This window comes from Streptomyces sp. NPDC050263, assembly GCF_040655955.1.
In the GTDB taxonomy this organism is placed as follows: Bacteria; Actinomycetota; Actinomycetes; order Streptomycetales; family Streptomycetaceae; genus Streptomyces.
In genome coordinates, this window is record NZ_JBFAKW010000011.1 from 61709 (window position 1) to 86708 (window position 25000).

The 25000-nt window shown below is 71.1% G+C and carries 24 protein-coding genes; 7 read left to right on the forward strand and 17 right to left on the reverse strand.

What is annotated here, in order from left to right; genetic code table 11:
• Nucleotides 1–255 precede the first annotated feature (255 nt).
• The 4 genes from AB0J04_RS07565 to AB0J04_RS07580 all read left to right on the forward strand — a co-directional run bounded on the left by AB0J04_RS07565 (nt 256) and on the right by AB0J04_RS07580 (nt 4049).
• Nucleotides 256–732: a hypothetical protein gene (locus tag AB0J04_RS07565; protein ID WP_363167422.1), complete on the forward strand. Its 477-nt coding sequence runs from the start codon at nt 256–258 to the stop codon at nt 730–732.
• A 61-nt stretch (nt 733–793) separates the two neighbouring features.
• Nucleotides 794–964, forward strand: coding sequence for a hypothetical protein (locus AB0J04_RS07570; RefSeq protein WP_363167423.1), 171 nt, complete (start codon nt 794–796; stop codon nt 962–964).
• Nucleotides 965–1750: 786 nt separating this feature from the next.
• The gene (locus AB0J04_RS07575; RefSeq protein ID WP_256252286.1) at nt 1751–1873 is read left to right on the forward strand and encodes a hypothetical protein; all 123 of its coding nucleotides are present in this window, start codon (nt 1751–1753) and stop codon (nt 1871–1873) included.
• Nucleotides 1874–3101: 1228 nt separating this feature from the next.
• A complete protein-coding gene (locus AB0J04_RS07580; RefSeq protein WP_363167424.1) occupies nt 3102–4049 on the forward strand; it encodes an aromatase/cyclase in 948 nt (315 codons plus the stop codon).
• 77 nt (nt 4050–4126) lie between these two features.
• Here AB0J04_RS07580 and AB0J04_RS07585 read toward each other — a convergent pair whose 3' ends face one another.
• The 4 genes from AB0J04_RS07585 to AB0J04_RS07600 form a co-directional block, all read right to left on the reverse strand.
• A complete protein-coding gene (locus AB0J04_RS07585; protein ID WP_363167425.1) occupies nt 4127–4396 on the reverse strand; it encodes an acyl carrier protein in 270 nt (89 codons plus the stop codon).
• 65 nt (nt 4397–4461) lie between these two features.
• Entirely contained in the window at nt 4462–5682 is a 1221-nt protein-coding gene (locus AB0J04_RS07590) for a ketosynthase chain-length factor (RefSeq protein WP_363167426.1), read from the reverse strand.
• Nucleotides 5679–6947, reverse strand: coding sequence for a beta-ketoacyl-[acyl-carrier-protein] synthase family protein (locus tag AB0J04_RS07595; protein WP_363167427.1), 1269 nt, complete (start codon nt 6945–6947; stop codon nt 5679–5681). The genes AB0J04_RS07590 and AB0J04_RS07595 overlap by 4 nt, the downstream gene beginning before the upstream one ends.
• 8 nt (nt 6948–6955) lie before the next feature.
• Entirely contained in the window at nt 6956–8023 is a 1068-nt protein-coding gene (locus tag AB0J04_RS07600) for an acyltransferase domain-containing protein (protein ID WP_363167428.1), read from the reverse strand.
• 276 nt (nt 8024–8299) lie between these two features.
• Here AB0J04_RS07600 and AB0J04_RS07605 point away from each other — a divergent pair, with 276 nt between their 5' ends.
• On the forward strand, nt 8300–9316 hold the full coding sequence (locus tag AB0J04_RS07605) for a ketoacyl-ACP synthase III family protein (RefSeq protein WP_363167429.1): 1017 nt from the start codon (nt 8300–8302) through the stop codon (nt 9314–9316).
• Nucleotides 9317–9323: 7 nt separating this feature from the next.
• On the opposite strand, the gene AB0J04_RS07610 is transcribed toward AB0J04_RS07605, so the two are convergent.
• From AB0J04_RS07610 to AB0J04_RS07640, 7 genes are all read right to left on the reverse strand, one after another.
• Nucleotides 9324–10289, reverse strand: coding sequence for an ABC transporter substrate-binding protein (locus AB0J04_RS07610; RefSeq protein WP_363167430.1), 966 nt, complete (start codon nt 10287–10289; stop codon nt 9324–9326).
• Between the two features lie 64 nt (nt 10290–10353).
• A complete protein-coding gene (locus tag AB0J04_RS07615; protein ID WP_363167431.1) occupies nt 10354–11103 on the reverse strand; it encodes an amino acid ABC transporter ATP-binding protein in 750 nt (249 codons plus the stop codon).
• On the reverse strand, nt 11100–12011 hold the full coding sequence (locus AB0J04_RS07620) for an amino acid ABC transporter permease (RefSeq protein WP_363167432.1): 912 nt from the start codon (nt 12009–12011) through the stop codon (nt 11100–11102). The genes AB0J04_RS07615 and AB0J04_RS07620 overlap by 4 nt, the downstream gene beginning before the upstream one ends.
• Before the next feature lie 10 nt (nt 12012–12021).
• Nucleotides 12022–13086, reverse strand: a complete 1065-nt coding sequence (locus AB0J04_RS07625) for an LLM class flavin-dependent oxidoreductase (protein WP_363167433.1) — start codon at nt 13084–13086, stop codon at nt 12022–12024.
• 21 nt (nt 13087–13107) lie between these two features.
• Nucleotides 13108–13626, reverse strand: a complete 519-nt coding sequence (locus AB0J04_RS07630) for a flavin reductase family protein (RefSeq protein ID WP_363167434.1) — start codon at nt 13624–13626, stop codon at nt 13108–13110.
• Nucleotides 13613–14788: a phosphotransferase family protein gene (locus AB0J04_RS07635; RefSeq protein ID WP_363167435.1), complete on the reverse strand. Its 1176-nt coding sequence runs from the start codon at nt 14786–14788 to the stop codon at nt 13613–13615. The genes AB0J04_RS07630 and AB0J04_RS07635 overlap by 14 nt, the downstream gene beginning before the upstream one ends.
• Nucleotides 14789–14797: 9 nt before the next feature.
• Complete coding sequence (locus AB0J04_RS07640) at nt 14798–15601, reverse strand: AfsR/SARP family transcriptional regulator (protein ID WP_363167436.1); 804 nt, start codon at nt 15599–15601, stop codon at nt 14798–14800.
• Between the two features lie 110 nt (nt 15602–15711).
• Between AB0J04_RS07640 and AB0J04_RS07645 the strand changes: the two genes are divergently transcribed.
• Both AB0J04_RS07645 and AB0J04_RS07650 read left to right on the forward strand, forming a co-directional pair.
• The gene (locus AB0J04_RS07645; RefSeq protein ID WP_363167437.1) at nt 15712–16617 is read left to right on the forward strand and encodes an MBL fold metallo-hydrolase; all 906 of its coding nucleotides are present in this window, start codon (nt 15712–15714) and stop codon (nt 16615–16617) included.
• Nucleotides 16618–16788: 171 nt separating this feature from the next.
• Complete coding sequence (locus AB0J04_RS07650; RefSeq protein ID WP_363167438.1) at nt 16789–17505, forward strand: SDR family NAD(P)-dependent oxidoreductase; 717 nt, start codon at nt 16789–16791, stop codon at nt 17503–17505.
• A gap of 86 nt (nt 17506–17591) precedes the next feature.
• On the opposite strand, the gene AB0J04_RS07655 is transcribed toward AB0J04_RS07650, so the two are convergent.
• The 6 genes from AB0J04_RS07655 to AB0J04_RS07680 form a co-directional block, all read right to left on the reverse strand.
• Nucleotides 17592–17894 carry an antibiotic biosynthesis monooxygenase family protein gene (locus tag AB0J04_RS07655; protein WP_363167439.1) on the reverse strand — a complete coding sequence of 101 codons (303 nt, stop codon included), beginning with the start codon at nt 17892–17894 and terminating at the stop codon, nt 17592–17594.
• 10 nt (nt 17895–17904) lie between these two features.
• A complete protein-coding gene (locus AB0J04_RS07660) occupies nt 17905–19008 on the reverse strand; it encodes an alkene reductase (RefSeq protein ID WP_363167440.1) in 1104 nt (367 codons plus the stop codon).
• Nucleotides 19005–19454: a nuclear transport factor 2 family protein gene (locus AB0J04_RS07665; protein ID WP_363167441.1), complete on the reverse strand. Its 450-nt coding sequence runs from the start codon at nt 19452–19454 to the stop codon at nt 19005–19007. Before AB0J04_RS07665 ends, AB0J04_RS07660 begins: the two co-directional genes overlap by 4 nt.
• A gap of 110 nt (nt 19455–19564) precedes the next feature.
• Nucleotides 19565–20386: an AfsR/SARP family transcriptional regulator gene (locus AB0J04_RS07670; RefSeq protein ID WP_363167442.1), complete on the reverse strand. Its 822-nt coding sequence runs from the start codon at nt 20384–20386 to the stop codon at nt 19565–19567.
• A gap of 188 nt (nt 20387–20574) precedes the next feature.
• On the reverse strand, nt 20575–23820 hold the full coding sequence (locus AB0J04_RS07675; RefSeq protein WP_363167443.1) for a BTAD domain-containing putative transcriptional regulator: 3246 nt from the start codon (nt 23818–23820) through the stop codon (nt 20575–20577).
• Nucleotides 23821–23945: 125 nt separating this feature from the next.
• Nucleotides 23946–24965: an LLM class flavin-dependent oxidoreductase gene (locus AB0J04_RS07680; protein ID WP_363167444.1), complete on the reverse strand. Its 1020-nt coding sequence runs from the start codon at nt 24963–24965 to the stop codon at nt 23946–23948.
• Between the last annotated feature and the right edge of the window lie 35 nt (nt 24966–25000).

Sequence of the window (25000 nt, forward strand, 5' to 3'; positions counted from 1 at the left end):
GGGGCTGGGCACGTATTCGCTCGCCCCGGCCGTGCGGCCCGGGACTCCGCGCCAGTCTGCCGCACTCCCACGGGTGCGGGGAACCGGCTCTCGGGGTCACACATCCTGTGCTACTTTGCACGTTTCGCACTCCGTGCAGGGCGCATTGGTTCCAACACCCTCCGGTTCGCCCCGGACAGCCGGAAGCTGGTCGGGGCCGAACTCCGGATGCCGTACGTCTCCGCGTACCACGAGACGTCCGTTCGCGTTCCCGTCATGCCCGCACTACGCCAGGGCGGGCTCCGCGCCGACGAGGTGCGGGACTTCCGGCATGAGATGTGCACGGTGCTGTGCCGCGCTCCCGGGGACGCCGGGTTGACCTGTCTGCGCGACCTCGACGTCCTCGACGAGCCGCTGGAGGCCTGTATCGGCATCGCCCCAGACGTGGCGCTCCTCGTCCAGCACGGAACTGTCGTCGGCTGGAATCTGACCGACCCGGTCCGGTACCTGACGACTGGGTTCGCCGCCCCGGATCCCGCCCCGCCGTCCGACACCACGCGTCGGCTGCTCAGCGAGTGCCTGGACCTGATCACCACGCCGGTGGTCGACGACCTGGTGGACGGAGAACCGGCCGCCCTGGCCCGCCTTCGGGCCGCCGACAAAGCCCTGCGTAACCAACAACAGGACCGGCACCGGGCCGACGCCCTGCTCGACCTCATCGCCACCATGGTCGAGGACTACGGAAACTGGTGACCGAGGTCGACACTGGGCGTTTCCGTGCTCTGAAGGCGCTGGGGATGAGGTCGCATTCACCATGAGAATCACCATCGACGACAACTGGACCGCGACGGTGACGGGCGATCCGCTGCGCATCAGCCCACGTTTCGATTTTCGGGACTTCAGTCTGCGCATCGCCAGGTTCGCAAACGTCGAGGAACGCGGGCAGTTCCTTCTGGACACCTTCGGCAGTCAGCCGTGGCTGTGAGACACGCCTGACGAGCTTCGGTTCGATCAGGCGGGCCGGGAACTGGTCGGCGCCGAGTTCCAGATCGCCGGTGAGGCCGCCGATGCCGCAGACTCTGCCCGCCTTCCCGCCACACCCCCCGTCCGCCCGGGCGGCCTTCTCGCGGACGATGCGCCCAGGACTTCCGCCTGGAAGTGACCACGGAGCTCTGCCGCGCCCCCGCAGACACCGTGCTCACCTGCCTACGCGACCTCGACGTCCTGGACGAGCCGCTGGAGGCCCGCATCGGCATCGCCCCGGACGTGGCGCTCCTCGTCCAGCACGGCACCGTCGTGGGCTGGAGCCTCAGCGACCCCGCGCGGTACCTGACCACCGGATTCGCCGCCCCCCGCCCTGACTCCCCCCGCGCAGGCCACCCGGCTCCTGCTCACCGAATGCCTGGACCTGATCACCACGCCGCTGCTCGACGAGGTGCGGGACCGGGCTCCAGCCACCCTGGACCGGCTCCGGGCAATGGCCCAAGCCCTGCGCGACCAGCGCGAGGACCGGCACCGCGTCGACGCCCTGCTCTCGCTCATCAGTGACCTGGTCGAGGACTACGCCGACCGGCCGACCGGGCAGAAGCCGTGAACCACCGGCCTGCCCCGCCCAAGGCAACGACCCGGCCGGGCGACACGACGCCACCCGGTTCCCGTGCCGTACGCGCACGGGAACCTACTCCTGAAAACCCTTGGCGCCCAGCTGACGGACACTCCGCCCGGGCTTCCCCCGCACGCCTCGCTCTCAACATCTCCGAGGTGCTGGTCGGTGACATCACGGACCGGGCCGGATTCGCGGCAGTTGCCCGGCCCCTTCGGAAACGAGCAGTGGCTGTGGTCGGACGACGACCTTCTGCTCGACAAGGAGAGCCGGGGGCTGAGTACGCAGTGATGATGCCCGCCTGCCGCTCGTCGCCCCGCACAATGACGGACCGCACGACTTGGGCACCAGAGCCTGAAGAGCTGGTCTCGCCCTGAACTGGGACGACGCTCCCGCATGCACCGACGCAGCCGCTCCTTCGAGGTTCTTGCCCCCGATTGGCTACTGCGTACGCTCACGGTCCGTCATCGCCAGGGCCTGAGCCGGACGTGAGATCTGTCCGCACCGGACAGTCCCGACGACTCCTACCGTCCCATCGGAGACCAGTCGGTTTCACCCATCGACCCAGGGCACCAAGAGTCCCCTGATGGAGAGTCAGGCACACTTGTCCATCGGTTGTCCACCGAGGCTCTTCGCGCAAGCATGATCCACCCCCTGCGAGCAAGTAAATGACCAGGTCAGAGCGTTAGATCGTCGATCTCGTCACAGAACCCGAACCTCCGGCCTACGCATTACGATGCACAGACGAACGGTGCCCGATTTGCCGAGATTCCAAGGTCGCCCGAAACAAGAAACCCCAGGTCAAAGGCCTGACCTGGGGTTCACCTGGGAGCCGCCTTCGGGATTCGAACCCGAGACCTACGCATTACGAGACCGTGAGCGTTCGTGTTGCCTGATGCCTCGTCGTGCCGCGTGGTGACGTTTTTCCTGATCAGAGCACGTGCAACAGGTTGACCCGTGCCACCCGATGCTGCACCGTCCAAAGGCGTCCGGCCACCGGCTGGCCACCACTGGTGACAAGAAGCAGGGTCACCGAGATTGTCGGCCTCCCACAGACCCTTCGGCCCGGCATCACGGGCGGCCCGCCACTCCTTGACATGCGAGTGGTAGAGCCGTTCGCGGCGCAGGACCGCACCCTTCTCGTCCTGGGCGCGGCGTCGTACGGGGTGACGATCCGCAATTTGTACTCCGAGGTGAAGGTGCGACGCTTCGGCCTCGGTGCCGGGTCGGACCCGACGGACTCGGTGTTTGGCATACGGGACGGTTCTCCTGTCGTGCCCTCTCAGGCTAACCCCGCAGACCCAAGGCTGACAGAAAGGGGGGGACACGTCGGCACTGCGGACGCGAGCCTTGCTCGTTGGCCTTTCGATCAGTCACCCGGGACGATACTTCCTCCCCAGGTCACTGGCTCGCGAGGTATTTCCAGGACAGTCGGGAGCGCCTGCGTCCAGTACTCCTCCACTCCTGCTGGATCGGTCTCCCCCACACTCTCGGCGACATCACCGGAAAGGGGTACAGCATGCCGGACTCAGGCATATTCAGGACGCGTCACGCCGTCGATGTGACGGCCGATCCGAAGGCCGTGTACGAGCTGATCGCCACGGCAGAGGGCTGGCCGCACGTCTTCCCTCCCACGGTGCACGTGGAGCGGCTCGACGGGGACAGCCGTTCGGAGCGGCTGAAGATCTGGGCGTTCGCGAACGGGGAGGTGCGGTCCTGGACCTCGCGACGTGAACTGGACCCCGCGGCGCTGCGGGTGACGTTCCGCCAGGAAGTGTCGTCGGCACCGGTGGCGTCGATGGGCGGCGAGTGGGTCGTCGAGGCGGCCCCCGGTGGTTCCAGCGTCGTGCTGCTGCACGACTTCGCCGTCGTCGACGACGATCCGGCGGCACGGGAGTGGGTGCAACGCGCCGTCGACACCAACAGCGAGGCCGAGCTCGCCGCGCTGAAGTCCGCCGCCGAGTCGCTGGGCGCCGAGCCCCGGGCGCTGCTGTCGTTCGCCGACCACGTGGACATCGCCGGGCCGGCCGAGGCCGTTTACGACTTCCTGTGGCGGGCCGACCTGTGGGAGGAGCGGTTGCCACACGTCAGCCGGCTCGTGCTCACCGAGCCCGACGACGATCTGCAGACGGTGGAGATGGACACCCGCTCCGCCGACGGTTCCGTGCACACCACGAAATCGGTACGGGTCGGATTCGGACCTAACCGGCTCGTGTACAAGCAGACTCGGGTGCCTCCGCTGATGAGCGCGCACACCGGCCGCTGGGTCGTCGAGCCGACCGAGAACGGAGTACGCGCCTTCTCGCACCACACCGTCGTCCTGCGTACCGATCGGGTACGGGGCCTGCTGGGCGTGGACGCCACGCTGGACACCGCTCGGGATCTCGTACGCAACGCGCTCGGCGGGAACAGCACGGCCACCTTGACACTGGCGAAGCAGGCCGCCGAACGGGCCGCGGCTCGCTGAGCGCTCCGAACGCGAGAGGGCGGGCCCGGAGTTCTCCGGACCCGCCCTCTCGCGTGTGCCGCCTGCGCCCAGGAGCGTCAGGTCCGCGAGAGCTCCGTGTTGACCAGTTCGACGAAGGCCCGTGGCGTCTCGGCGCGGTCCAGTTCCTCGTCCGGTAGGGACACCCGGTACTCGCGGGTGATGCGGCTCGCGACCTCCAGCAGAGCGAGCGAGTCGTAGCCCAGGTCCGTGAACGACACGTCGGCGATATCTCCGCTCAGATCGACTGTTTCGTCCTCACCGGCCGACTCGCGCAGGATGCGGGTCAGATCGTCGAGGCTCAGTGCCGTGGTCCCGTTGGTGCTCATGGCAGTTCCTTCCTGTCGTAACACATGCTTGTCGCGGGAGGGAGGCCGATCGGGCCGGTGCCCGCTCAGCCCGGGGTGGTGACGACGGCGGCCGCGTTGAAGCCACCCTCGCCCCGGGCCAGGACTAGCGCCGCGTCACCGGACAGCGGCCGGGCTTCGCCCGTAACCAGGTCGATCGGGCAGTCCGCGGCGACGGAGATGACGTGCGCCGTGGGCGGGATCCGTCCGTCACGCAGACAGAGCAGAGCCGACACCAGGTCGAGAGCTCCACCGCCTGCGTAAAGGCGTCCCGTCTGCGCCTTGGGCACGGTCACCGGCACTCCCCCGGGGCCGAACACCGCGGTCACCGCGGCCGCTTCGGCCCGGTCCGCCGCGGGCACGGCGGCACCGTCCGCGAAGACGACCGCGATGTCGGAGGGGTACAGGCCGGCGTCGGCGAGGGCCCCACGTGCGGCCCGCTCCAGGCCGTCGGCGGCCGGGGATTTCAGGTCGGGATCGAACGTAGCCGCGTACCCGGCGAGTCGGCCGTAGAGCTGCGCACCCCGGTCCCTGGCTGCCTCGGGGTCTTCCAAGACCAGGTAGGCGCCGCCCTCGCCGGGGACGTGTCCGGCGGCGTCCTCGTCGAAGGGCAGGTAGGCCCGGTCCGGGCGGTCGGCGGTGCTGAGCCGGCCGGAGCTGAGCCGGCCGGCCAAGCCGAGGGGGCACAGGGCGCCGTCGACGCCCCCGGCGAGCATGACCTTCGTGCCCTTGCGGATCTGGCGGCGGGCGTGGCCGATCGCGTCCAGTCCCCCGGCCTGGTCGGTGACGACCGCGCTGCTCGGTCCCCTGAGCCCGTGCCGGATCGATATCTGGCCGGTGTTGACGGCGTAGAACCATGCGAAGGACTGGTAGGCGCTGACGAACTGGCCGCCCTTGCTCCACAGGTTCTGCAGTTCGCGCTGGCCGAACTCGAAGCCACCCATCGAGGAGGCGGAGGCGACGCCGGCCGCGTACGGCGGCAGGCCGGCGAGGTCGAGGCCGCTGTCCCGGAGCGCTTCGTCCGCGGCGTACAGCGCGAGCCGGGTCATGTGGTCGGTCTGGGGAAGCAGCCTGCTCGGAATGTGGTCGGCGGCCGCGAAGCCGGGCACCTCGCCCGCGAGGCGCGCGGTGTAGCCGGAGGCGTCGAAGCGGGTGATGGGGGCGATGCCGCTGCGGCCCTCGACGGTCGCCGACCAGTGGGCGTCCGTGCCGAGCCCGGTGGGGGCGGCGACACCGAGCCCAGTGATGACGGGTGCGGACGCGGTCACGCGGCGCTCCTTTCCGGCCGGGCGAGCACGACGGCGGTCTGGAAGCCGCCGAAGCCACTGCCGACGCTCAGGACGGAGTCGACGCGCGCCTCCCGGGCGGTCACCGGCACGTAGTCGAGGTCGCACAGGGGGTCGGGCTCGTGGAGGTTGGCGGTCGGCGGGATCAGGCCGTTCTCCATGGCGAGGACGCTCGCGACGAGTTCGAGCGCGCCGATCGCGCCGAGCGAGTGCCCGATCATGGACTTGACCGAGCTGACGGGGATCCGGTACGCGTGCTCCCCCAGCGAGGTCTTGAACGCGGCCGTCTCGTGGCGGTCGTTCTGCTTGGTGCTGGAGCCGTGCGCGTTGACGTAGTCGACATCCTCGGGGGCGAGTCGCGCTTCGGCCATGGCGACGCGGATTGCCTCGGACATCTCGGCGCCGTCCGAACGCAGACCCGTCATGTGGTACGCGTTGCTGCGGGTGCCGAACCCGGCGACCTCGGCGTAGATGCGGGAGCCGCGCCGCACGGCGTGCTCCAGCTCCTCCAGGATCAGCACCGCCGCGCCCTCACCGAGGACCAGACCGTTGCGGGTGTTGTCGAAGGGGCGCGAGGCGTGCTCGGGGTCGTCGTTGCGCGGCGTGGTGGCCTTGATGGCGTCGAAGCAGGCGAGGGTGATCGGGGATATGGGCGCGTCGGTGCCCCCCGCAACGACGACGTCGGCGCTGCCCTCGCGGATCAGGTCGGTGCCGTGGCCGACGGCGTCGAGGCCCGAGGTGCAGCCGTCGGACACGAGCGACACCGGGCCCCCCGCTCCCACCTCGCGGGCCAGTTCCGCGGCGAGGGAGCTGGGCACGAAGTGGTCGTAGAGACGCGGGACGGCATACGCGGGGTCGACGAGCCAGTGCGCGCCCCCGTCGCTGAGCACGGTGTACTCCGTCTCCATCGAGGTGGTGCAGCCCACCGCGCAGCCGAGCGCCACCCCGGTGCGCTCGGGTCGCGGTCCCGTGACGTCGAAGCCGCTGTCTGCCAGCGCCTCCCGGGCCGCGACGAGCGCGAACTGGCCCGCCCGGTCAAGCCTGCGCTCCTCCTGCGGGGACAGTCCGGCCGCCGCGGGCGAGAAGTCGCATTCCGCGGCGACCTGGGAGCGGTACGGCGAGGCGTTGAAGAGGGAGATTGTGCGGGTGGCCGTCCGCCCGGTCGACAGCAGATCCCAGTACTGCTTGATCCCTGTTCCCCCGGGCGCCACCGCACCGATTCCGGTTATGACGACGCGTCGTTGCATGGGCATCCTCACTCGCTGTCGGCGGGGACCGGTGTTCCGGCCCCCGGTCGTGACCGTGGCAAGGCGGTCTGGAGACCCCCTGGAGCGGGCCCGGACACGGCGGGCGGGCTCACCAGCCCCTCGAGGGCCTTCTCGAAAGCCGCGTACTCGGTGTCCGCGTCGGCGGGGCGGGCGGGCAGCAGCGCGAGCGCCCCGGACGCCCCCCGGGTGACCCGCGGATGGCGCCGGGCCAGCGCGGTGAGCCCCTGGCCCGGGCCCGCCTCGACGAGGACGACGTCCCGCTCGGCGAGCAGCGTGTCGAGTGCCGGCCCGAACAGGACGGGCGAGGCGGGCTGAAGCGCCCAGAACCTGGTGTCGCGGGCCTGTTCCGGCGTCAGGGGCCCGCCGGTGTAGGCCGAGTACAGCGGCAGGCGGGGCGGGTTCGGCCGTACCGAGGCGAGGAAGGGCAGGCCGCGCAGGGCCGCCTCGGTGAGCACCGGGCTGTGGAAGGGGTTGACGGCGCGGGCCCGCCGGCAGGTGAAGCCGTCGGCGCGCAGCTTCGCCTCGGCCAGCCGCAGGCCCTCCTCGGGCCCGGCGAGGAGCACTTGGCGTGGCCCGTTGACGGCGCCGACGACGACCTCGTCCGTCGTTGTGTACGGGACCATCTCGTCGGGACTCGCCAGGACTGCGAGCATGCCGCCTGCCGGAGTGCCAGCCAGCTGAGCGATCCGGTCCGCCATGACACCGACCGCACCGGCGAGGTCGAACACCCCGGCGAGGGTGGCGGCGGCGACCTCCCCGACACTGTGGCCGAGCAGCGCGGCTGGCCGCACCCCGGCGTCGAGAACGGTACGGCCGAGCGCCCAGTCCAGGGAGAACAGCAGGGGCTGGGCGACATGCAGGCGATCGGCCTCGGGGCCGGGGCGGGCGGCGAGCCAGTCCGCGCGCAGTTCGAAGCCGTGGTCGCGCCACAACTCCAGGGCTTCTTCCATGCGTTGCCGGAAGCCGGGATGCGCGTGATAGAGGCCGACGCCCATTCCGGGCTGCTGCGCGCCCTGACCGGGAAACAGCAGCGCGGTCGGCGGCGGTGCGGTCACGGCAGGTCTCCTCTCCTTCGTGGCCCGCCCAGGGTGGGAGCGCGGGCTGGAGGATGGCTCGACCCGGGGGACAGCGGCCGTCCGCGACGACGGCTCCAGCCGCTCTGGACCACTCGTCCACCGGCGGGCCGGAGTGTCGTGGTGGCCGGAGGCACGCGACCCGTCGCCCCGGTACGCCGCGGTCGGTACGAGGGCCGCCGGTTCCGGACACCCTCCGGACCGGCGGCCGTCGGCGTCCGCACCCCCAGGAGACGGCCGGTGAAAGGGCATCGGGAGATGAGGTTCGAAGACCTGCACATCGCTGGAGCGGCTCTGCACGTGGAGGACACCTGCTCCGTGGATCAGGCACTGCGCGACGGCCTGTGCGACGAGCGGACCGCCGCGCGCAGTGCCATCGGCTCCGTAGCGGTGTCGGCCGGCGGCTCGGCACCCGAACTCGCCGTGGCAGCGGCACGGCAGGTGCTGGAGCGCACCGGCACGCCCGCCACCGACATCGATCTGCTGCTGCACGCCACGGTGCAGTACCAGGGGCACGACCTGTGGGCGCCCGCTTCGTACATCCAGAGGTACGCGGTCGGCAACCGGTGCCCTGCCGTGGAGATCAAGCAGCTGTCCAACGGCGGCATGGCCGCGCTGGAGCTCGCGGCCGGCTATCTGAGCGGGGCTCCGGGCAGAAGGGGTGCGCTGCTGACCACTGGCGATGTGTTCGGTGAGCCCGGTTTCGCGCGCTGGCGAAGCGATCCCGGCACCGTCTACGGCGATGCGGGCACCGCTCTCGTCCTCACTCGGGGGCGGACGGGGCTGGCCCGGCTGCGGAGCCTGGTGACCGTGTCCGACGCGGACCTCGAACAGATGCACCGTGGGCGGGATCCGTTCTCCCGGGTACCGTTCGCGCTGCGGCAGCCGATCGACCTGAGCCTGCTGCAGCGGACGTTCGTCGAGGACACCGGACGTTCGTACAGCGTGGCCCGGATCACCGCGGGGCAGGACGAAACGCTGAAGCGCACACTCGCGGAAGCCGACTGCACGCTCACCGACATCTCGTGGTTCGTCCTGCCGAACTTCGGACACGGACGGCTGAACTCGACCTTCCTGCGCCGCTGGAGCATTCCCGAAGAGCGCACCACATGGCCGTGGGGCCGGTCGGTCGGTCACCTCGGAGCCGGCGACCAGTTCGCCGGACTCGCCTTCCTGGCCGAGTCCGGCAGGGTCAGGCCCGGCGAGCTGTGTCTGCTGTTCGGGATCGGCGCCGGGTTCACCTGGAGCTGCGCGGTGGTGGAGTGGGAAGGCTGACCGCCGTTCAGGGAGTGGGGCCGGGGTTGATCTCGGCGGCCGGAACCGCTGCCGCCCGCAGGTTCCACTTCTTGAGGATCCTGTCGTACGTCCCCTCCTCTATCAGGTGGTCGACCGCGTTCTTCAACGGCCCGGCGAGCGGGGACCCCTTCTTGACCGCGAGGCCGACGCTCTTGCGTTCGATCTCGTTGAGGTAGCGCAGCCCCGGCTGCTGGGTCGCCGCATAGCGCAGGACGCTCGACGACGTCATCAGCACGTCGACACGGCCTTGGCGCAGTGCCAGGAAGTGGGCGGCGGCATCAGGGTACGTACTGATCCCGATCGGTTTTCCGCCGTCGGCGACGCAGTCCTTGCTCGCCGTCTGGAGTTCGGCCTCGAACGTCGTCCCCGTACCCGTGCCGACCCTCAGCCCGCACAGTTGCGCCAGGCTCTTGACCTGCTTCAGGGCACTGTCGTCGCGTACGGCGAAGCCGGAGCCGTCAGTCAGGTAGAGGACGAAGTCGAGGACCTGTTCGCGCTCCTCGGTGACGGCGAGATTCGCGGTGCCGACCTGGTAGCGGCCGGCGTTGATACCGGTGATCAGGGAGGCTCCGCTCACATGCGTGCGCTGCACCTTCAGCCCGAGGACGCGCGCCACCGCGTCGGTCACGTCGATGTCCACGCCACGCGGCGGTCCCCCGTCCTCGGGGCTGAAGGCTATGGGCGGCACTCCGACGGCGGACCCGACGCGCAACACACCGGACTCTCGGTACTCGGCGGGAAGCGTCGCCGACAGCCTGGCGTCCTCCTGGACCGCCGACACTACGTCCTGGCTGCCGAGATCGCGTGCTTGGGCGTCCTCGGGGACGTCGTCCGCGGCGCCACAGCCCGTGAGCGTCAACGGCAGCAACGCTGCCATGAGGACCGTTCTGAGGTGGGCGCGGCGTGTGCCGCGTCGGCGGACGGTGGGAAGGACGGGGCGGGCAGATGGCATCGGTCTCTCCTCGTCGGGCTGTGCTGGCACGTCAGCAGCGGTGGGGGGAAGTGCCCAGGGACGCCTAATGGGGGGCCAGGAACCGGATGGTGCGGTCGTGCCGGGGGGCTTCGAATACCGCCTCGGGCGGCCCGGCTTCCACGATCACGCCGTTGTCCATGAAGACGACCTGGTCGGCGATGCCTCTGGCGAACCGCATCTCATGGGTGACGACGACCATCGTCATGCCGCCGTCGGCCAGCGAACGGATCACCTGCAGAACGTCGCCGGTCAGCTCGGGGTCGAGTGCGCTGGTGGGCTCGTCGAACAGCATGGCCCTGGGCTCCATGGCGAGGGCGCGCGCGATGGCGGCGCGCTGCTGCTCGCCGCCGGACAACTGGTGCGGGCTCGACTTCTCCTTCCCGGCGAGACCGACCTGCGCCAGCAGTGCGCTGGCCCGTTCCTCGGCCGCCCCCCGTTTCAGTCCGAGGACCGCGCGCGGCGCTTCGGTGATGTTGTCGAGGACCGTCATGTGCGGGAAGAGGCGGAAGTTCTGGAAGACCATGCCGATACGGGACCGCTGGCGGGACACGGCCCGGCGCGAGCGCTCGTACAACCGGTCTCCGCGCCACTCGTATCCGACGAGTTCGCCGTCCACGGTGATGCGCCCCGCGTCGATGCGCTCAAGCCGGTTCACACAGCGCAGCAGTGTGCTCTTGCCGGAGCCCGAAGGGCCGATGACACAGGTGACAGTGGACGCGGGAACGGTCAGTGAGACGTCGTCGAGCACGAGCCGGGTGCCGAAGGACTTACGGACGCCTGCTGCCTCGATCATGGCCGGGCTCCCGGGGCGTAGCGACGTTCGACGAAGTACTGGGCGATGCCCAGCAGTGTGGTCAGCAGCAGGTACCAGAGCGTGGCCACCAGCAACAGCGGGATGACCAGGTAGTTCCGGTTGTAGATGAGCTGGGTGGCGTACAGCAGGTCCTGGACGGCGATGACGCTGACGATGGAGGTGCCCTTGAGCAGCCCGATGATCTGGCTGCCCGCGGGTGGCAGGATCGCGGGCATCGCCTGCGGCAGCACAATGCGCCGGAAGATCCGCCAACTGCTCAGCCCCATCGCCTCGGCGGCCTCGGTCTGGTCCCGGCCGACGGACAGGACGCCGGCCCGCACGATCTCGGCGAGCTGGCCCGCCTCGTGCAGGACGAGGCCGATCACGGCGGCGGTCAGGCTGCTGATCACCCGCTCGGTGGAGAACTCGGTGAAGGCCGGGCCGAACGGGATGCCCAGCGACAACTTCGGGTACAGCAGCGAGATGTTGTACCAGAACAGGAGTTGGACCAGCATCGGGACCGACCGGAACAGCCAGGTGTAGCCCCAGCTCAGCGACGTCAGGACCGGGTTCCCCGACAACCGCATCACGGCGAGCGCGGTACCGAGGACGAAGCCGCCGGTGAAGGCCACGGCCGTCAGCCACAGGGTGGTGCCGAGTCCGGCGAGCACCGCGTCAGCGGTGAAGTACCTGGCGACGACGTCCCAGCGGAACGCGTCATTGGTCGCGAGGGCGTTGAGGGCCATGGTGAGCAGGACGAGCCCGGCCGCGGCGGCCACCCAGCGCGACGGCCGGGGACGGGGACGTGCGAGCGCCGCGTCGGCCCCGTCCCGCCCGGGTCCGCCGGCGAGCGCCTTGCCGGGTGCGCCACCACGCCCCGAGCGAGGATCGGTGCGGAGTGAAACCATCAGCTGTCCCTCAGTCGTTGGTCCGGTAGTGCGGCAGGACCTGGTCGGCGAAGAGGCGCATGGTTCGGGCGGATTCCTCGAACGGCATGGCGCCGGAGATCACCTGAAGGCTGATGGTGAAGTCACCGAACCAGGCGCGGATGTCGTCGATGGCGGCCCGTACCTCGGCGGGCGTGCCGACCAGCGCCTTGCGTTCGGCGACGGCACGGTCGAAGTCGCCCTTGCCCGCCCTCTCGACGATCTTCTCGTAGCCGGGGTAGTCGGCGCTGCGGGTCTCCTTCCAGGCGGACACGGCGGAGGCGAGGGCCTGGTTGGCGCGGTCGGAGGCGAGCTTGCCCTTCTCCCTGGCGGCCTGGGCGTCCTCGGCGAGGTAGCAGCTGTAACTCATGTGAACGTCCTCCTCGGTGGGCTTGAACCCGGCGGCCGAGGCGGTGTCGCGGTACAGGGCGAGCGTCTTCTGCACCTGCTCGCGTGGGTTGATGGACGGCACGAGCATCACGCCGTACCCGGCGCGGCCGGCGGCTTCGGCGGACGCGGGTGTCTTGGCCGTGGCGACGAGGATGCGCGGGTGCGGGCGCTGCCAGGTGCGGGGCAGCAGCGTGAGCGGCCCGAAGCGGTGGAAGCGGCCCTCCCAGACGACGTCCTCCTCCGCCCACAGCCGGCGGCATGCCTCGACGCCCTCGTCGAAGCGGGCGCGGCTCTCGTCCATAGACACTTCGAAGGCGGTGAACTCGTCGGGCAGGAAGGCCCGTCCGAAGCCGACGTCGAGTCGGCCCTGCGAGATGTTGTCGAGCATGGCGAGCTTGCCGGCGAGCTTCAGTGGGTGCGTGAACGCGGGCAGCACGGCACCAGTGACCAGCCGGACCCGGCGGGTGCGGGTCGCGGCGGCGGCGAGGAAGGTCACCGGGTCGGGGCTGTAGCCGCCGTACTCGTGAAAGTAGTGCTCCACGGTCTTCACGTGGTGGAAGCCGAGTGTGTCGGCGAGCTCAGCCAGTCGCAGCGACTCCTCGAAGTGCTGTCCCGCGGACTTCTCCGCCGGGCCCACGGTGGGGAAGAGGTTGATGCCGAACTTCATGAGAGCCCCTCGATGTGATGGCTAGTCGGACGCGGCGGGCGCGGAGAGAACGGGTGCCGGCAGGTGGATGTAGTCCCGGTGGTGGTAGAGCATCGGCGCACGGCCCGACACGGCCGCGTCCTCGATCCGGCCGAACAGGACGCAGTGGTCGCCGGCCGGCATCTCCCGGAGGACCGCGCACTCGGCCACCGCGCTGACGTGCGGCGCGGGCAGCAGGGGTGCCCCCGACGCACGGTCGGACGGCCGCCAGTCGAGCCCTTCGAACTTCTGGGTGCTCTTGCCCGCGAAGCGCTCCGCGAGCTGTTCGGTGTGCACAGCGAGGAAGTTGACCGCGAAGCCGCCCGAGTGCCGGATGGCCCGCAGGGTCCGCGACTCCGTGCCGAGGCAGACCAGCAGCAGCGGTGGCTCTTTCGACAGGGAGGTGACGGCGCTGGTGGTCAGGCCGCTCGGCCGGCCCTCCGCATCCAGTGCGGTGACGACGCACACCGCGGCCGGGTGCGCGCTGAACACCGCCCGGAAGAGCTCGTCATCGATCGCCATGTTCCGCGCCTCCTCCATTCCGCGCCAAGGCTGGCCACGCACTCTGGAGGGCTGGTCCATGCTCCCTGGAGGCGTCATCCGCCACGGAGGTTCCGGACACCTCCCGGAGGACCTTCGCGAGCAGCGCCGTGGCGTTGCGGTGCAGCGGGAAGTCCGTACCGGGCGGCAGGATCCCGCTCTCGTCGAGGAGCCGGGCCACGCGGGCGGTGACGACGCAGAACCGGTACGCGGCGAACACCTCGTGGTACGGCAGGTCGCGGGCACGGCGTCCGGTGCCGCTCTCCCAGCGTGCCACCGTCGTGGCCCGGTCGGGCAGTCCGGCGAGGCGTGCGGCACCGATGCCCTCGCTGAGGTGGCGGTCCATGTGCAGGTACCAGGCGAGGTCCGCCTCGGGCGGGCCGAGCGCCGCCATCTCCCAGTCGAGCAGCGCCGCGGGCCGGGTACCGGAGTAGATGATGTTGCCGATGCGTGCGTCCCCCCACAACAGCGCGGGCGGTCCGGCGTCGTCGAGCAGGTTGCCGCGCAGCCAGTCCAGCGCGGCCTCGGCAGTGGCGTTGCCGCCGGCGCCGTAGAAGTCGAGATGGTGGGTGAAGTGCCGCAGCAGCTGGCCGGTCCCCCGGGCGCCGAACTCCGGCCGGTCGAGGAATTCGAGCCCCAGTGCCCGGGGGTCGAGGCGGTGGACGGAGGCGAGCGCGTCCACTCCCCCGTTCCACACCTCGGCGCGTGCCGCGGGCTCCAGTCCGGCGAGCCAGCCCTGGCGGTGGTACGAGGGCAGGTCGGCGGGGACCTGCCCGTCGACGCGTTCCATGACGAGGAACGGGGCGCCCAGGAACTCGGCGGACGGCTCGTCCCACAGCACCTTCGGCACGGGCAGTCCGGTGTCGCCGAGCACGCGCAGCAGACGTACCTGGTCGGCCCAGGAGTCCTCGGGGAAGACCCGGTGTCCGGTCGGGGCGACGCGGATGGCGAGGGGCTCGCTGCGGCGGACGCCGGCCACCGTCCACTCCACGTCGAGGAGCAGGATCTCTCCGGAGAACCCGGCCTCCTTGGGCACGGTGACGGGTCCGAGTTCGACCGCGTCGATCTCCGCGGAGCGGGTGCCGAACCAGTGGGTGAGCACGGCTCGGGTCAGGTCGGGGTCGCGTTGCAGTGGTACGGGCACGGGGCCTCCTCAGGCTGGCCGGCGGCCGGGGACGGACAGAGCGGGGACGGGCATGCTGCCGCCGTCGCGGATCACGGACTGCAGACGGCGGATGACGGGCCCGGGGGCGACGCCCAGGTCCTCGACCAGCCGGTGGGTGAGCCGGGTCGCGGTATCGAGGGCGTCGCCCACCCGGCCGACCTGGTAGAGGGCGGTCATGTAGCGGGCGTGCAGGGGTTCGTGGGTGGGGTGGCTGCGCGTCAGGACCGCCAGCTCGGGCAGGACCTCGCGATGGCACCCGAGGCGCAGCCGTGCGTCCAGGTATGCCTCGTGGACTTCGAGCCGGCGCCGTTCCCAGTGGGTGACCGCGGACTGGAGCACCGGGCCCGTGCGTACGTCGGCGAGGACCGGCCGGTGCCACAACGCGAGGGCGCCGCGCAGCAGTCCGGCGACCGCCGCGTCGTCGCCCATCGGTACCCGGCCCGCTCGCTCGACGAGGTCCTCGAAGCGCAGAAGGTCCAGTTCACCGGGGCCCACGACCATCAGGTAGCCCTGGCCGACAGTCCTGAGCCGGTCGCGGGCGGCGGCGCGTGAGGCGACGGACGGCAGCCGGGCGAGCAGCCGCCGCACATGCATGACGTACGTCTGGAGCGTGGTCGCCGCGCTGAGCGGCGGATGGTCGCGCCAGATCTCGGCCACACAGGTGTGGACCGGCATGACCTGGTTGGCGTGGAGCAGCAGCAGGCCGAGCAGTTGCCGCTGTTTGGGCGCCGTCGGCAGGTGGCGGCCGCCGTCGTCCGTGACGGACAGCCCCCCGAGCACGCCGAATTCCATCGCGGTTCCTCTCTTTTCCGGTCTTCTCCGGCTGCTCCAGCCGCCCTCCACCGGCAGGCGGCGCAATGGGGCGTCGGGAGCACGGATCACGTCGAGCAGGTGGAGGGGTTGTGTCGGGGACAGTGGTGACGGTGGCCGACGGGGTGCACGCGTACGTCCAGGCGCCGGGCGGCTGGTGCGTGAACAACGCCGGGATAGTGGTGGGCGAGGATGCCGTGCTCGTGGTGGACACGGCGGCCACCGAGAAACGGGCGCTGGCGCTGCGGGACGCCGTCGACGCGCTGGCCCCGGGGCCGCGCCGGATCGTGGTGAGCACCCACCACCACGGTGACCACACGTTCGGCAACCACGTGTTCGCCGGCCCACATACCGATCTCGTCAGCCACGAGGGAGGCCCCGCCGAACTGCTGCGCAGGGGTGCCGCGTTGCAGTCGCTGTGGCCGGACGTCGACTGGGGGAACACCCCGACGGTGCTGCCGACGTTCACCGTGGGCGAGAGTGCCACGCTGCACCTGGGCGGCATCACCGCGCGGCTTATCCACCCGGGCGTCGCGCACACGGGGGACGACCTGGTGGTGTGGCTGCCGGAACAACGGGTGCTGTTCGCAGGGGACTTGGTGTTCTCTGGAGCGGCGCCGTTCGTGCTGATGGGCTCGCTCGCCGGATCCCTGGAGGCCCTGGCACGGCTGCGGGCTCTGCGTCCCCGGGTGGTGGTCGGCGGCCACGGTTCGGTCGGCGGGCCCGAACTCCTCGACTCGGTCGAGGAGTACCTGCGCTGGGTGTCCGGCCTGGCCGAGCGGGGTCTGGCCGACGGGCTGAGCCCCCTGGAGACGGCGCGGCGCGCGGACGAGGGCGCGTTCGCGGCGCTCCTGGACCGGGAGCGCCTGGTCGGCAATCTCCACCGCGCCTTCCAGGAGGCGGCGGGCGGGGTGCACGGCGGCCACATCCCGTCGACCCCGGCCATGCGGGAGATGATCGCCTTCAACGGAGGGCGTCCGCTGAGGTGCCTGGCCTGAGGTCGCGGAGAAGTCCATGGCGCCGAGCGTTTCCCGGCCCGGTCGAGCGGCACTCCAGATCCGCTGGACCGCCGGGGCGTCGTCTCCAGTGCCGCTCCGCCGTGGCACGAGCCGGGCCGCCAACGCTCGGCAGGGCCTCGAAGGCCCCGAAGCCGAAGCTGTGGAGGACAGATGAAACTGTGTGGCAGGACCGCCGTCGTCACCGGAGGCACCCGGGGGCTCGGCCGGGACGTGGCGCTCGCACTCGCCGCGGAGGGCGCCACGGTGGTCGCCGCGGCCCGGGAGACAGCCGAGGATCCGGGCGGCGGTGTCGTGGTGCTGAAGGCGGACGTGACGGCGCCGGACTCGATGCGGACGCTGATGGACACCGTCCACGAACGGTACGGAGGGCCGCACATCGTGGTCGCCAACGCGGGCCTGAGCCGGCCGGGACCGGTCGCACGGCTGTCCGTCGAGCACTGGACCGAGGTCGTCGACACCAATCTGCACGGCGTCTTCCACACCGTACGGGCGGCCCTGCCGTATGTGAGCGAGTCGCCCGGCGGGCGGGTGATCACCATGTCCTCCCTGCTGGGTTCGCGGGCCATGCCGGGTGCCGCCGCGTACTGCGCGTCGAAGGCGGCAGTGGAGGCGTTCACCCAGGTGACCGCGTTGGAGCTGGCCGCCGACGGTGTGACCGTGAACTGTGTGGCGCCGGGGTACATCGACTCCGGCATGGGCCGGGCGCTGATCGGCAACGAGGAGCTATGGGCGAGGCTCGCCCCGACGCTCGCGGCCGGACGTCCCGGCACCGGCGACGAGGTGGCCCGGGCGGTGCTGTTCCTGGCCTCGGCGGACAGTTCGTACATCAATGGGCAGGTGCTGCGGGTGGACGGCGGAGTGCTCTGACGAATCCACCTCTGACGGACCCACGGGACGGGGTGCGGGCGGCGGAGTTGGCTCCGTCGCCCGCACCCCGCTCCTCGTGTCCGGGCTCAGAGCTGTGCGGCGGGCTGTCCCTGGCGCACGGGCACGGTGAGGTGCGGCTCGCCCTTGATGAGACCGGTGAGCGCGTCGAGTCGGCTGCGGAACTCGGGCTCGGCGAGGGCCTTGCGGAAGGTCTCCTCGTCCTCCCACTCCGCGAGGTTGAAGTAGACGGAGGAGTCCTTGCCGGACCGGACGAGGGAGTAGCGGATGAGCCCGGGCTGGGTCTCCATGAAGGCGCCGACGGCCTCGTAGCGCTTCTCGAACTCCTCGGCGTCGCCGATCAGGGTGAGCTTGTTGACGAACACGACCATGATGGTCTCCTCAGTGTGCGGCCGTTACGGCGGGGGTATCGGGCGCGGTGTCGCTCAGGACGGGGTAGTCGGTGTAGCCGCGGGCGCTGCCCTCGTAGAAGAACGGGGGCTGCCAGGCGTTGAGCGGGGCCCTGGTGCGCAGCCGTTCGGGCAGGTCGGGGTTGGCGAGGAACTGCCGCCCGAAGGACAACAGGTGGGCGCCGTCCTTCAGGGCCCGGTCGGCGGCGGCGAGCGTCGAGTCGGTGTCGAGCGGTCCGGTACCGCAGTTGATGACGACGGTGCGCTTCCACAGACGGCTCAGCCGCCGTACGAGATCGGTGTCGCTGCCCGCGACGAAGTGGACGTGGCCGAGGCCGAGCCGGTCGAGCTCGGTGAGCAGCGCCGGATAGGTCTCCGTACGGTCCGGCTCGGACATGTCGTTGAGGGGGAAGCCCGGCGACAGGCGCATCCCGACCCGCTCGGGTCCGACTTCGGCGGCCACGGCGCGGGCGACCTCGACGGCGAACCGGATCCGGCCCGCGATGTCACCGCCGTGGGCGTCGGAGCGCCGGTTGGTCGCCGACGCCAGGAACTGGTGCAGCAGATAGCCGTTGGCCCCGTGGATCTCGACGCCGTCGAAGCCGATCTCGGCGGCGGTGCGCGCACAGCGCGCGAAGTCCTCGACGGTACGGGCGATGTCGTCCTCGGTCATCGGCCGCGGCACCGGATAGTCCGGTTTGCCGCGGAAGACCCGGGCGGTTCCGTCGGCCCGTACCGCGGAGGGCGCGAGCGGAGTCTCCCCGTGCAGATCCGGGTGGCTGATCCGGCCCGCGTGCATGATCTGCAGGTACATCCGCCCGCCACGCCGGTGCACGGCGTCGACGACCTCGGCCCAGGCCCGGGCCTGCTCGGCCGTGTGCAGCCGGACGCTGTGGGCGTGTCCGACCGCGACCGGGCTCGGATGGGTCGCCTCGCTGATGACGAGGCCGGCCCCGGCCCGCTGCGCGTAGTACTCCGCCATGACCGGCAGCGGGGTGCCGTCGACGGTGGTACGGCCGCGGCCCATCGGGGACATGACGAGCCGGTTGGGGAGTTCGAGCGCGCCGAAGGGGACCGGGTCGAACAGCGTGCTCATGCGTCGGTCCCGTCATGGGTGATGTACCGGCTGCGCACCAGCCATCCGTCGCCATCGCGTTCGAGGACGTCCTCGGCGGTCGTGCTCAGATACAGCCGCGGCTCCCCGCCGGGCGGTGTCTCGAACACCACGGCGTAGTAACGGGTGCGTACGACATCGGGCTCGACGGGTTCCGCGGCCACCATGCCGAACCAGTGGCGCCGGGTGAGGCCGCGCGCGGCCAGGGCGTCGATGCCCTTGCGCATGCCCGCGGCGATGTCGGCGCGGCCCTGTTTCACGCCCGGCTTCACGTTCTGGGCGAACGTCCCGTCCTCGGTGAACTGCTCGGCCCACTCCTCCGCCCGGCCGGCGTCCAGCATCTGTGCCTGTCCGGCATAGAACTGGATGATGGCCGCGTAGTCCATGTGGGACACGGTCTGCGTGTCCGACGGTGCGGTCCGCGTCACGGTCTTCCTCCCTCTGATCGGGGTCGCCGGTCGGGCGCTGTCCGTGCCAGGTTCGGCGGCACCGGTGGAGCGGGCGTGGAGTCCGGCTCCACTGGGCGCGGCCGGGCCGGTCAGCCCGCGGGCCGCAGGGCGACGGGGCCGACGCCGCCCGGAGCGGGCAGGTACACCGACTCGGCCAGCGGGGCGGAGTTGAGCAGGTCGGTCTGCAGGGCGCGCATCCGGGCCGAAGGCTCCAGGCCCAGCTCGGTGTTGAGGGTCCGACGCAGCCGCGCGAAGACCTTCAGGGCGTCGGCGGTCCGCCCGGAGCGGTGGAGCGCGATCACGAGCTGGGCGTACAGGTTCTCGTAGGTGGGGTACTGCCGGGTGAGCACGCTGAGTTCACCGATCAGCTGGTGGTGGCGGCCGATCCGCAGGTCCGCGTCGATGCGCTGTTCGAGGGCGCCGAGCCAGGTCTCGTGCAGCCCGCTGAGCCGCATCCGCAGCAGGGGGCCGCACGTCACGTCCGCGAGGGCCTTGCCGGTCCACAGCCCGAGGGCGTCGTGCAGCAGCGCGGACTCCCGGGCGTGGTCACCGGCGATCCGGGCCATGGACGCCTGGTCGACGAGTTTCTCGAACTGCTGCAGGTCCAGCCGGCCGGGGTCCACGGCGAGCAGGTAGCCGCGGTCCCGGGTCTCCAGCCGCAGGTCCGCGGGGGCCGTCCCGCCGGCGCTTCTGAGTGTCTTGCGTATCTGCATGACATAGGTCTGCAGCGTGGAGTGCGCGCTGTGCGGAGGCGCGTCGTCCCACAGCTCGTCCACGCACTCCTCGACGGTGACGACCTGTCCGGCGTGCAGGAGCAGCAGGGACAGCAGCTGCCGCTGTTTCGGGGCCCGCGGAGTCAGGGGCCTCAGACCGTCGGTGAGGGTCAGCGGGCCGAGGATCCGTGCGTACATGTCGCCTCCAGGACTGGCTGGTTGCTGGGCGGGCACCATCGTGCCGCCCGGGCCTTACGGCGGCCTTTCACCCCGGCCGAACCGTCCTTTCACGCGTCCTCGCCCGTCGGCGCCGTACATCTCGCCGCAACACTGCGGCGACGCGACGCCCCGAAATCACCGCCAAGCCGCACGTCCCCCAACCTGGGTCACGCATTGCACTCAGGGAACAGCGCCCGCCCGTCGAAGCCCTCGGGCAGCTGCCTGTCCACGAGTTGGTCCGCATCGGCTTCGGCCGGGCCGGCGCCGACGCGTGCCGGGGCCAGACCGGTCCGCCCGCACAGTTCCGAGGCCTGGACGCTGAGCAGCCGCAACCCGGAGCGCTGGGCTACGGTGCACGCGCGCATGCCGAGTTCGTACGCCTCGGCCCGCCGCCCCTCGTCGAGCTCCAGCCTGCCGAGGCCGATCAGCGAGTGTGCCTCGGCCTGCGGGTGGCCGATGCTCTCCGCGATCCGCAGGGCCCGGCCGAACTCCTCGCGGGCCTCGGCCGAGCGGCCCCGGATCAGGTGCACCCCGGCGAGCACGGTGCGCGCGTTCGCCTCCGGGGCGAGATAGCCGTGGTCCCGTGCGATGACCGCCGCGCTCTCGGCGTGCTGGTGGGCGAGGTCCACATAGCCGTTGCAGGCGTAGACCTGGGCGAGTCCGGAGGAGGCGAGCACCGAGGAGTGCGGGGCGTTGAACTCCTCGCTGAGCGACAGCGCCTCGCTGAGGTCGGACATGGCGGCGTCCCAGTCCCGCAGGTCGGCGTGGACGGCACCGAGCCGGGCCAGGACCTCGGGCCGGGAGCGGCGTGCCCCGTCCTCATCGAGGATCGCGGCGGCGCGGGCGAAGTGGGCCTCCGCGGCACGCAGCCGGCCCTGGCTGTGCCGGGCCATGCCGAGATAGAGCAGGCCGCGGGCTTCCACCTGACGCAGTCCCAGCCGCCGGCTGATCTCCAGGCCCCGCTCCAGCAGGGTGACGGCGCCGTCGATGTCCTTGTTGGGCCGCTGGAGCTGGTTCATGGCGATGGCGTTGACGGTGACCGCTTCGAAGTCGTGGATGCCGAGCCGGATGAACACCCGGTGGGCGGAGCGCAGTTCGCGGGCGGCGTCACCCAGCCGGTTGAGTCCCTGGAGGGCGAGGCCGACGTTGAGCCGCATCCCCGCCTTCAGCCGCGGTTCGCCCAGTGAGGACGCGGCGCGGAGTCCGGCCTGGGCGACCGTGAGCCAGTCCGTCTGCAGCCGCCCCAGCGAGAAGTAGCCGCGGAGCATGTCGGCGAGCCGCACGCAGACCTCGTCGAGCCCGTCGTCCGCGGCCCGTACGACGAGGGCCACCAGGTTGGACTGCTCGGCCTGCAGCCACGCCTGGGCCGCCTGCGGGGTTATCTCACGCACGGGGACCTGCTGGTTGGGCCGCAGCACACGCAGGAAGCCCGGGTAGCAGGACTGCACGGCCTCGTCCGTCCGGAGTAGATACCACCGGCACAGCTGGTTCAGCGCCTGCCGCCGGTCCTCGGGACTGTCCTCCTCGACACCGCGCTCCGCCGCGAACAGGGCGATGAGGTTGTGGAAGCGGTACGTGTCGCAGGCCTCGGCCTCGATCAGCTGGGCGGCGGCGAGCTTGTCGAGGAGCTGCTCCGCCAGCCTCGGTTCACAGCCCGCGAGCTGCGCGGCTGTACGCGTGGTGAAGGCCATGTCCCCGACGATGCCGAGGACCCGGAAGAACCTCCGGGACAGTGCGGGGAGGGACTCGTAGGCCACGCTGAACGCGGCCCGTACGGCGGTGGCGGGGCTGTCGCCGAGGGCGAGCAGTTCCAGCGGGTCTCCCTCGCGCAGTGCCTCCACGAAGGACTCGACGGAGCGCCAGGGCCGGCCGGCGAGGTGCCCGGCGGCGATACGCAGGGCGAGCGGCAGTCTGCCGCACAGTTCGACGAGTTCGGCGACGGCTTTCCGGGACACCGTCTTCTGCGGGCGGTCGAGCACCGCCGTCAGCACCTCCTCGCTCTCCCGCTGCGAGAGCAGGTCGAGGGTGAAGCTGCGGGCTCCGTAGACGGCGACCAGGTCGGGGCGGTACTCGCGGTGCAGGGCCAGGACGGCGCAGCTCGGTGAGCCCGGCAGCAGGTCGTGCATCTGCTGGCTGTCGTTGACGTCGTCGATGACGATGAGGACGCGTCGCTCCGCCAGCCTGCTGCGGAGCACTCCGGTGAGCTGATGGCGTTCGGCGGGCAGCGCGGAGACGTCCGCGCCGGAGGAGAAGAGCAGTTCGGCGATGACGTCGTGGACCGGGCGGGCCTGACCACGGGGGTCGTGCAGACGTACGTACCACTGGCCGTCCGGGTAGGCGGAGCCGAGCCGGTGGGCGGCGCGCAGGGCGAGGGCCGTCTTGCCGATGCCGGGCGGTCCCACGAGGCTGACCAGGGGAACGGCGGTTCGCTGCCCCGGGGTGAGCGCGTTCACGACGTCTTCGAGGAGTTCCTCGCGGCCCACGAAGTGGGTGGCCCCGGGCGGCAGTTGGCGCTGGACGACCCAGGGCGCGCCGGGGTTGACGGTGGGCACTCCCACGGGCCGGCGCAGGGCGGACGGGGCACGTGAGGCGCTCGCGGATGGCGTGGCACGACGTGCGGCGGGGTCGGGGAGTTCACCGATCTCCGCGAGCAACTGCCGGTGCAGGTCCTGGAGTTCCTGTCCCGGCGGCAGGCCGAGCTCGCGGTCGAGCATGCGGTAGTAGTCCCGGTACTCCTCCAGGGCCACGGCGATCTGCCCGGTGCACCGCAGTGCACGCATGAGGTACTCGCGCAGCCGCTCCCGCAGGGGGTGTTCGGCGGCGAGTGCGCGGATCTGCGGGATGACGTCGGGGCCGCCGCCGAGGTCGAGCACGAGCGCGAAGCGTCGCTCGGCGAGGCTGAGACGCTCCTCGACGAGTTGTGGAAGGACTTCCGTCTGCAAGGAGACGGAAGTGATTGTCTCGAAGGGGTCGCCCCGCCATTCGGCCAACGCGCGTTCCAAAGCGGCTAGTTCGCGAGCGGTGTCGCGCTCGCCGCGGGCGGCCCGGGCCTCTTCCGCGGCACGGCGGCTGCGTATGAGGTCAAGGGCGGCCGGGTCCACAGCGAGCCGGTAGCCGCCCGGGTGGGTTTCGATGACCGGGCTGCCGCCGCTGTCCGACGGTGTCCTCAGCAGCGCCCGCAGCCGCGTGGTGTGGACGTGCAGCGCGGCGCGGGTGTCCCGGGGCGACTGGTCGTCCCAGAGCCGCCGGATGAGTTCGTCGGAGGTGACCACCTGATCGATCCTCATCAACAGCGAGGTCAGAAGCACTCGCTGCTTGGGGGACGAGACGCTCAGTTCACGTCCCCCCAGACGAATCGCCAGCGGCCCGAGTATTCGGAAGTCGGTAGAAGCACGTTCTCCGTTCAAGCGCACACCTGCCTGCTAGCTCCCCCTGTGCACGGTCGGCCGTGCACGGTCGCCACAGTAGGACCCGCTCGCGCACCTGACCGCCGACGTGTGATCCAGGTCTCAGTCAGTCGAACAGTCGAAGCTCCAGTTCAAGACACAATCGCCTGACCGTCTATCAGCCCGAAGCGCCGCGCCAGCAGTTCGTAGGAGCGCATACGGTCCTGCGGGGAGTGGATGGTGGACAGCACCATGAACTCGTCTATGTCGAGCGCCTCCGCCATGGAGGTGAGCACCTTGTGCACATGGTCGGGGTCACCGACGACGCAGCGCGGCCAGTCGGCTGCCTCGTCGGCGAGCGGCTCCGTCTCTCCGCGCAGACCGTCCAGCGCGGCCTCGGGCGACGGGAGCGGCAGCAGCAACCCGCGTCCCATGCGCAGCCTGAACAGCCGCTGACTGGCGAAGACGCGCTGGGCCTCGTCCTCGGTAGAGCCGCAGTAGACCCCGACCCCGATCTGGATGCGCGGCCTGGAACCGCCCCTGCCGTCGAAGGCCCCCCGATAGGCCTCGACGACGGAGCGGGTGATCTGCGGCCGCCCGAAGTGCGCGACGGAGATGGGGAGTCCGAGCCGTGCGGCGCGTTCCGCGCTGCCGGTGCTGGCGACGAGGAGCCACACCTCCGGGGCCCCGGCGGTGGGCATGAGCTGGATGCGGCCGTAGGGATGACCATCGGGGAATCCACCGTGCAGGAAGGCCAGGAGCTCCGCGAGCCGCTGGGGGAAGTCGTCCTCGCCGTCGACCGCGGAGCCGGGCGCCAGGGCGTGCGCCTCGATACTGCCGGCACCGGTGCCCCGCCCGATACCGAGGTCGATCCGTCCGGGCGACAGGGCCCCGAGGACGCGGAACACCTCGGCGACCTTGAGCGGGCTGTAGTGGGGCAGGAGGACTCCCCCGGAGCCCACCCGGATCCGGCTGGTCTCGGCGGCCGCCCGGGCGACCATGACCTCGGGCGCGGGGCCGGCGAAGGAGGGCGTGGCGTGGTGCTCGGCGAACCAGTAGCGGTGGTAGCCGAGCCTGTCCGCGAGGCGTACCAGGTCCAGGGAGTTGTGCAGCGCGGCGGCCGGGGTGGCGCCCTCCGGCACCACGGACTGGTCCAGGACGGACAGTTTCATGCGGGTCTCCTTCACGATCGAGGCCGTGAGGAGAG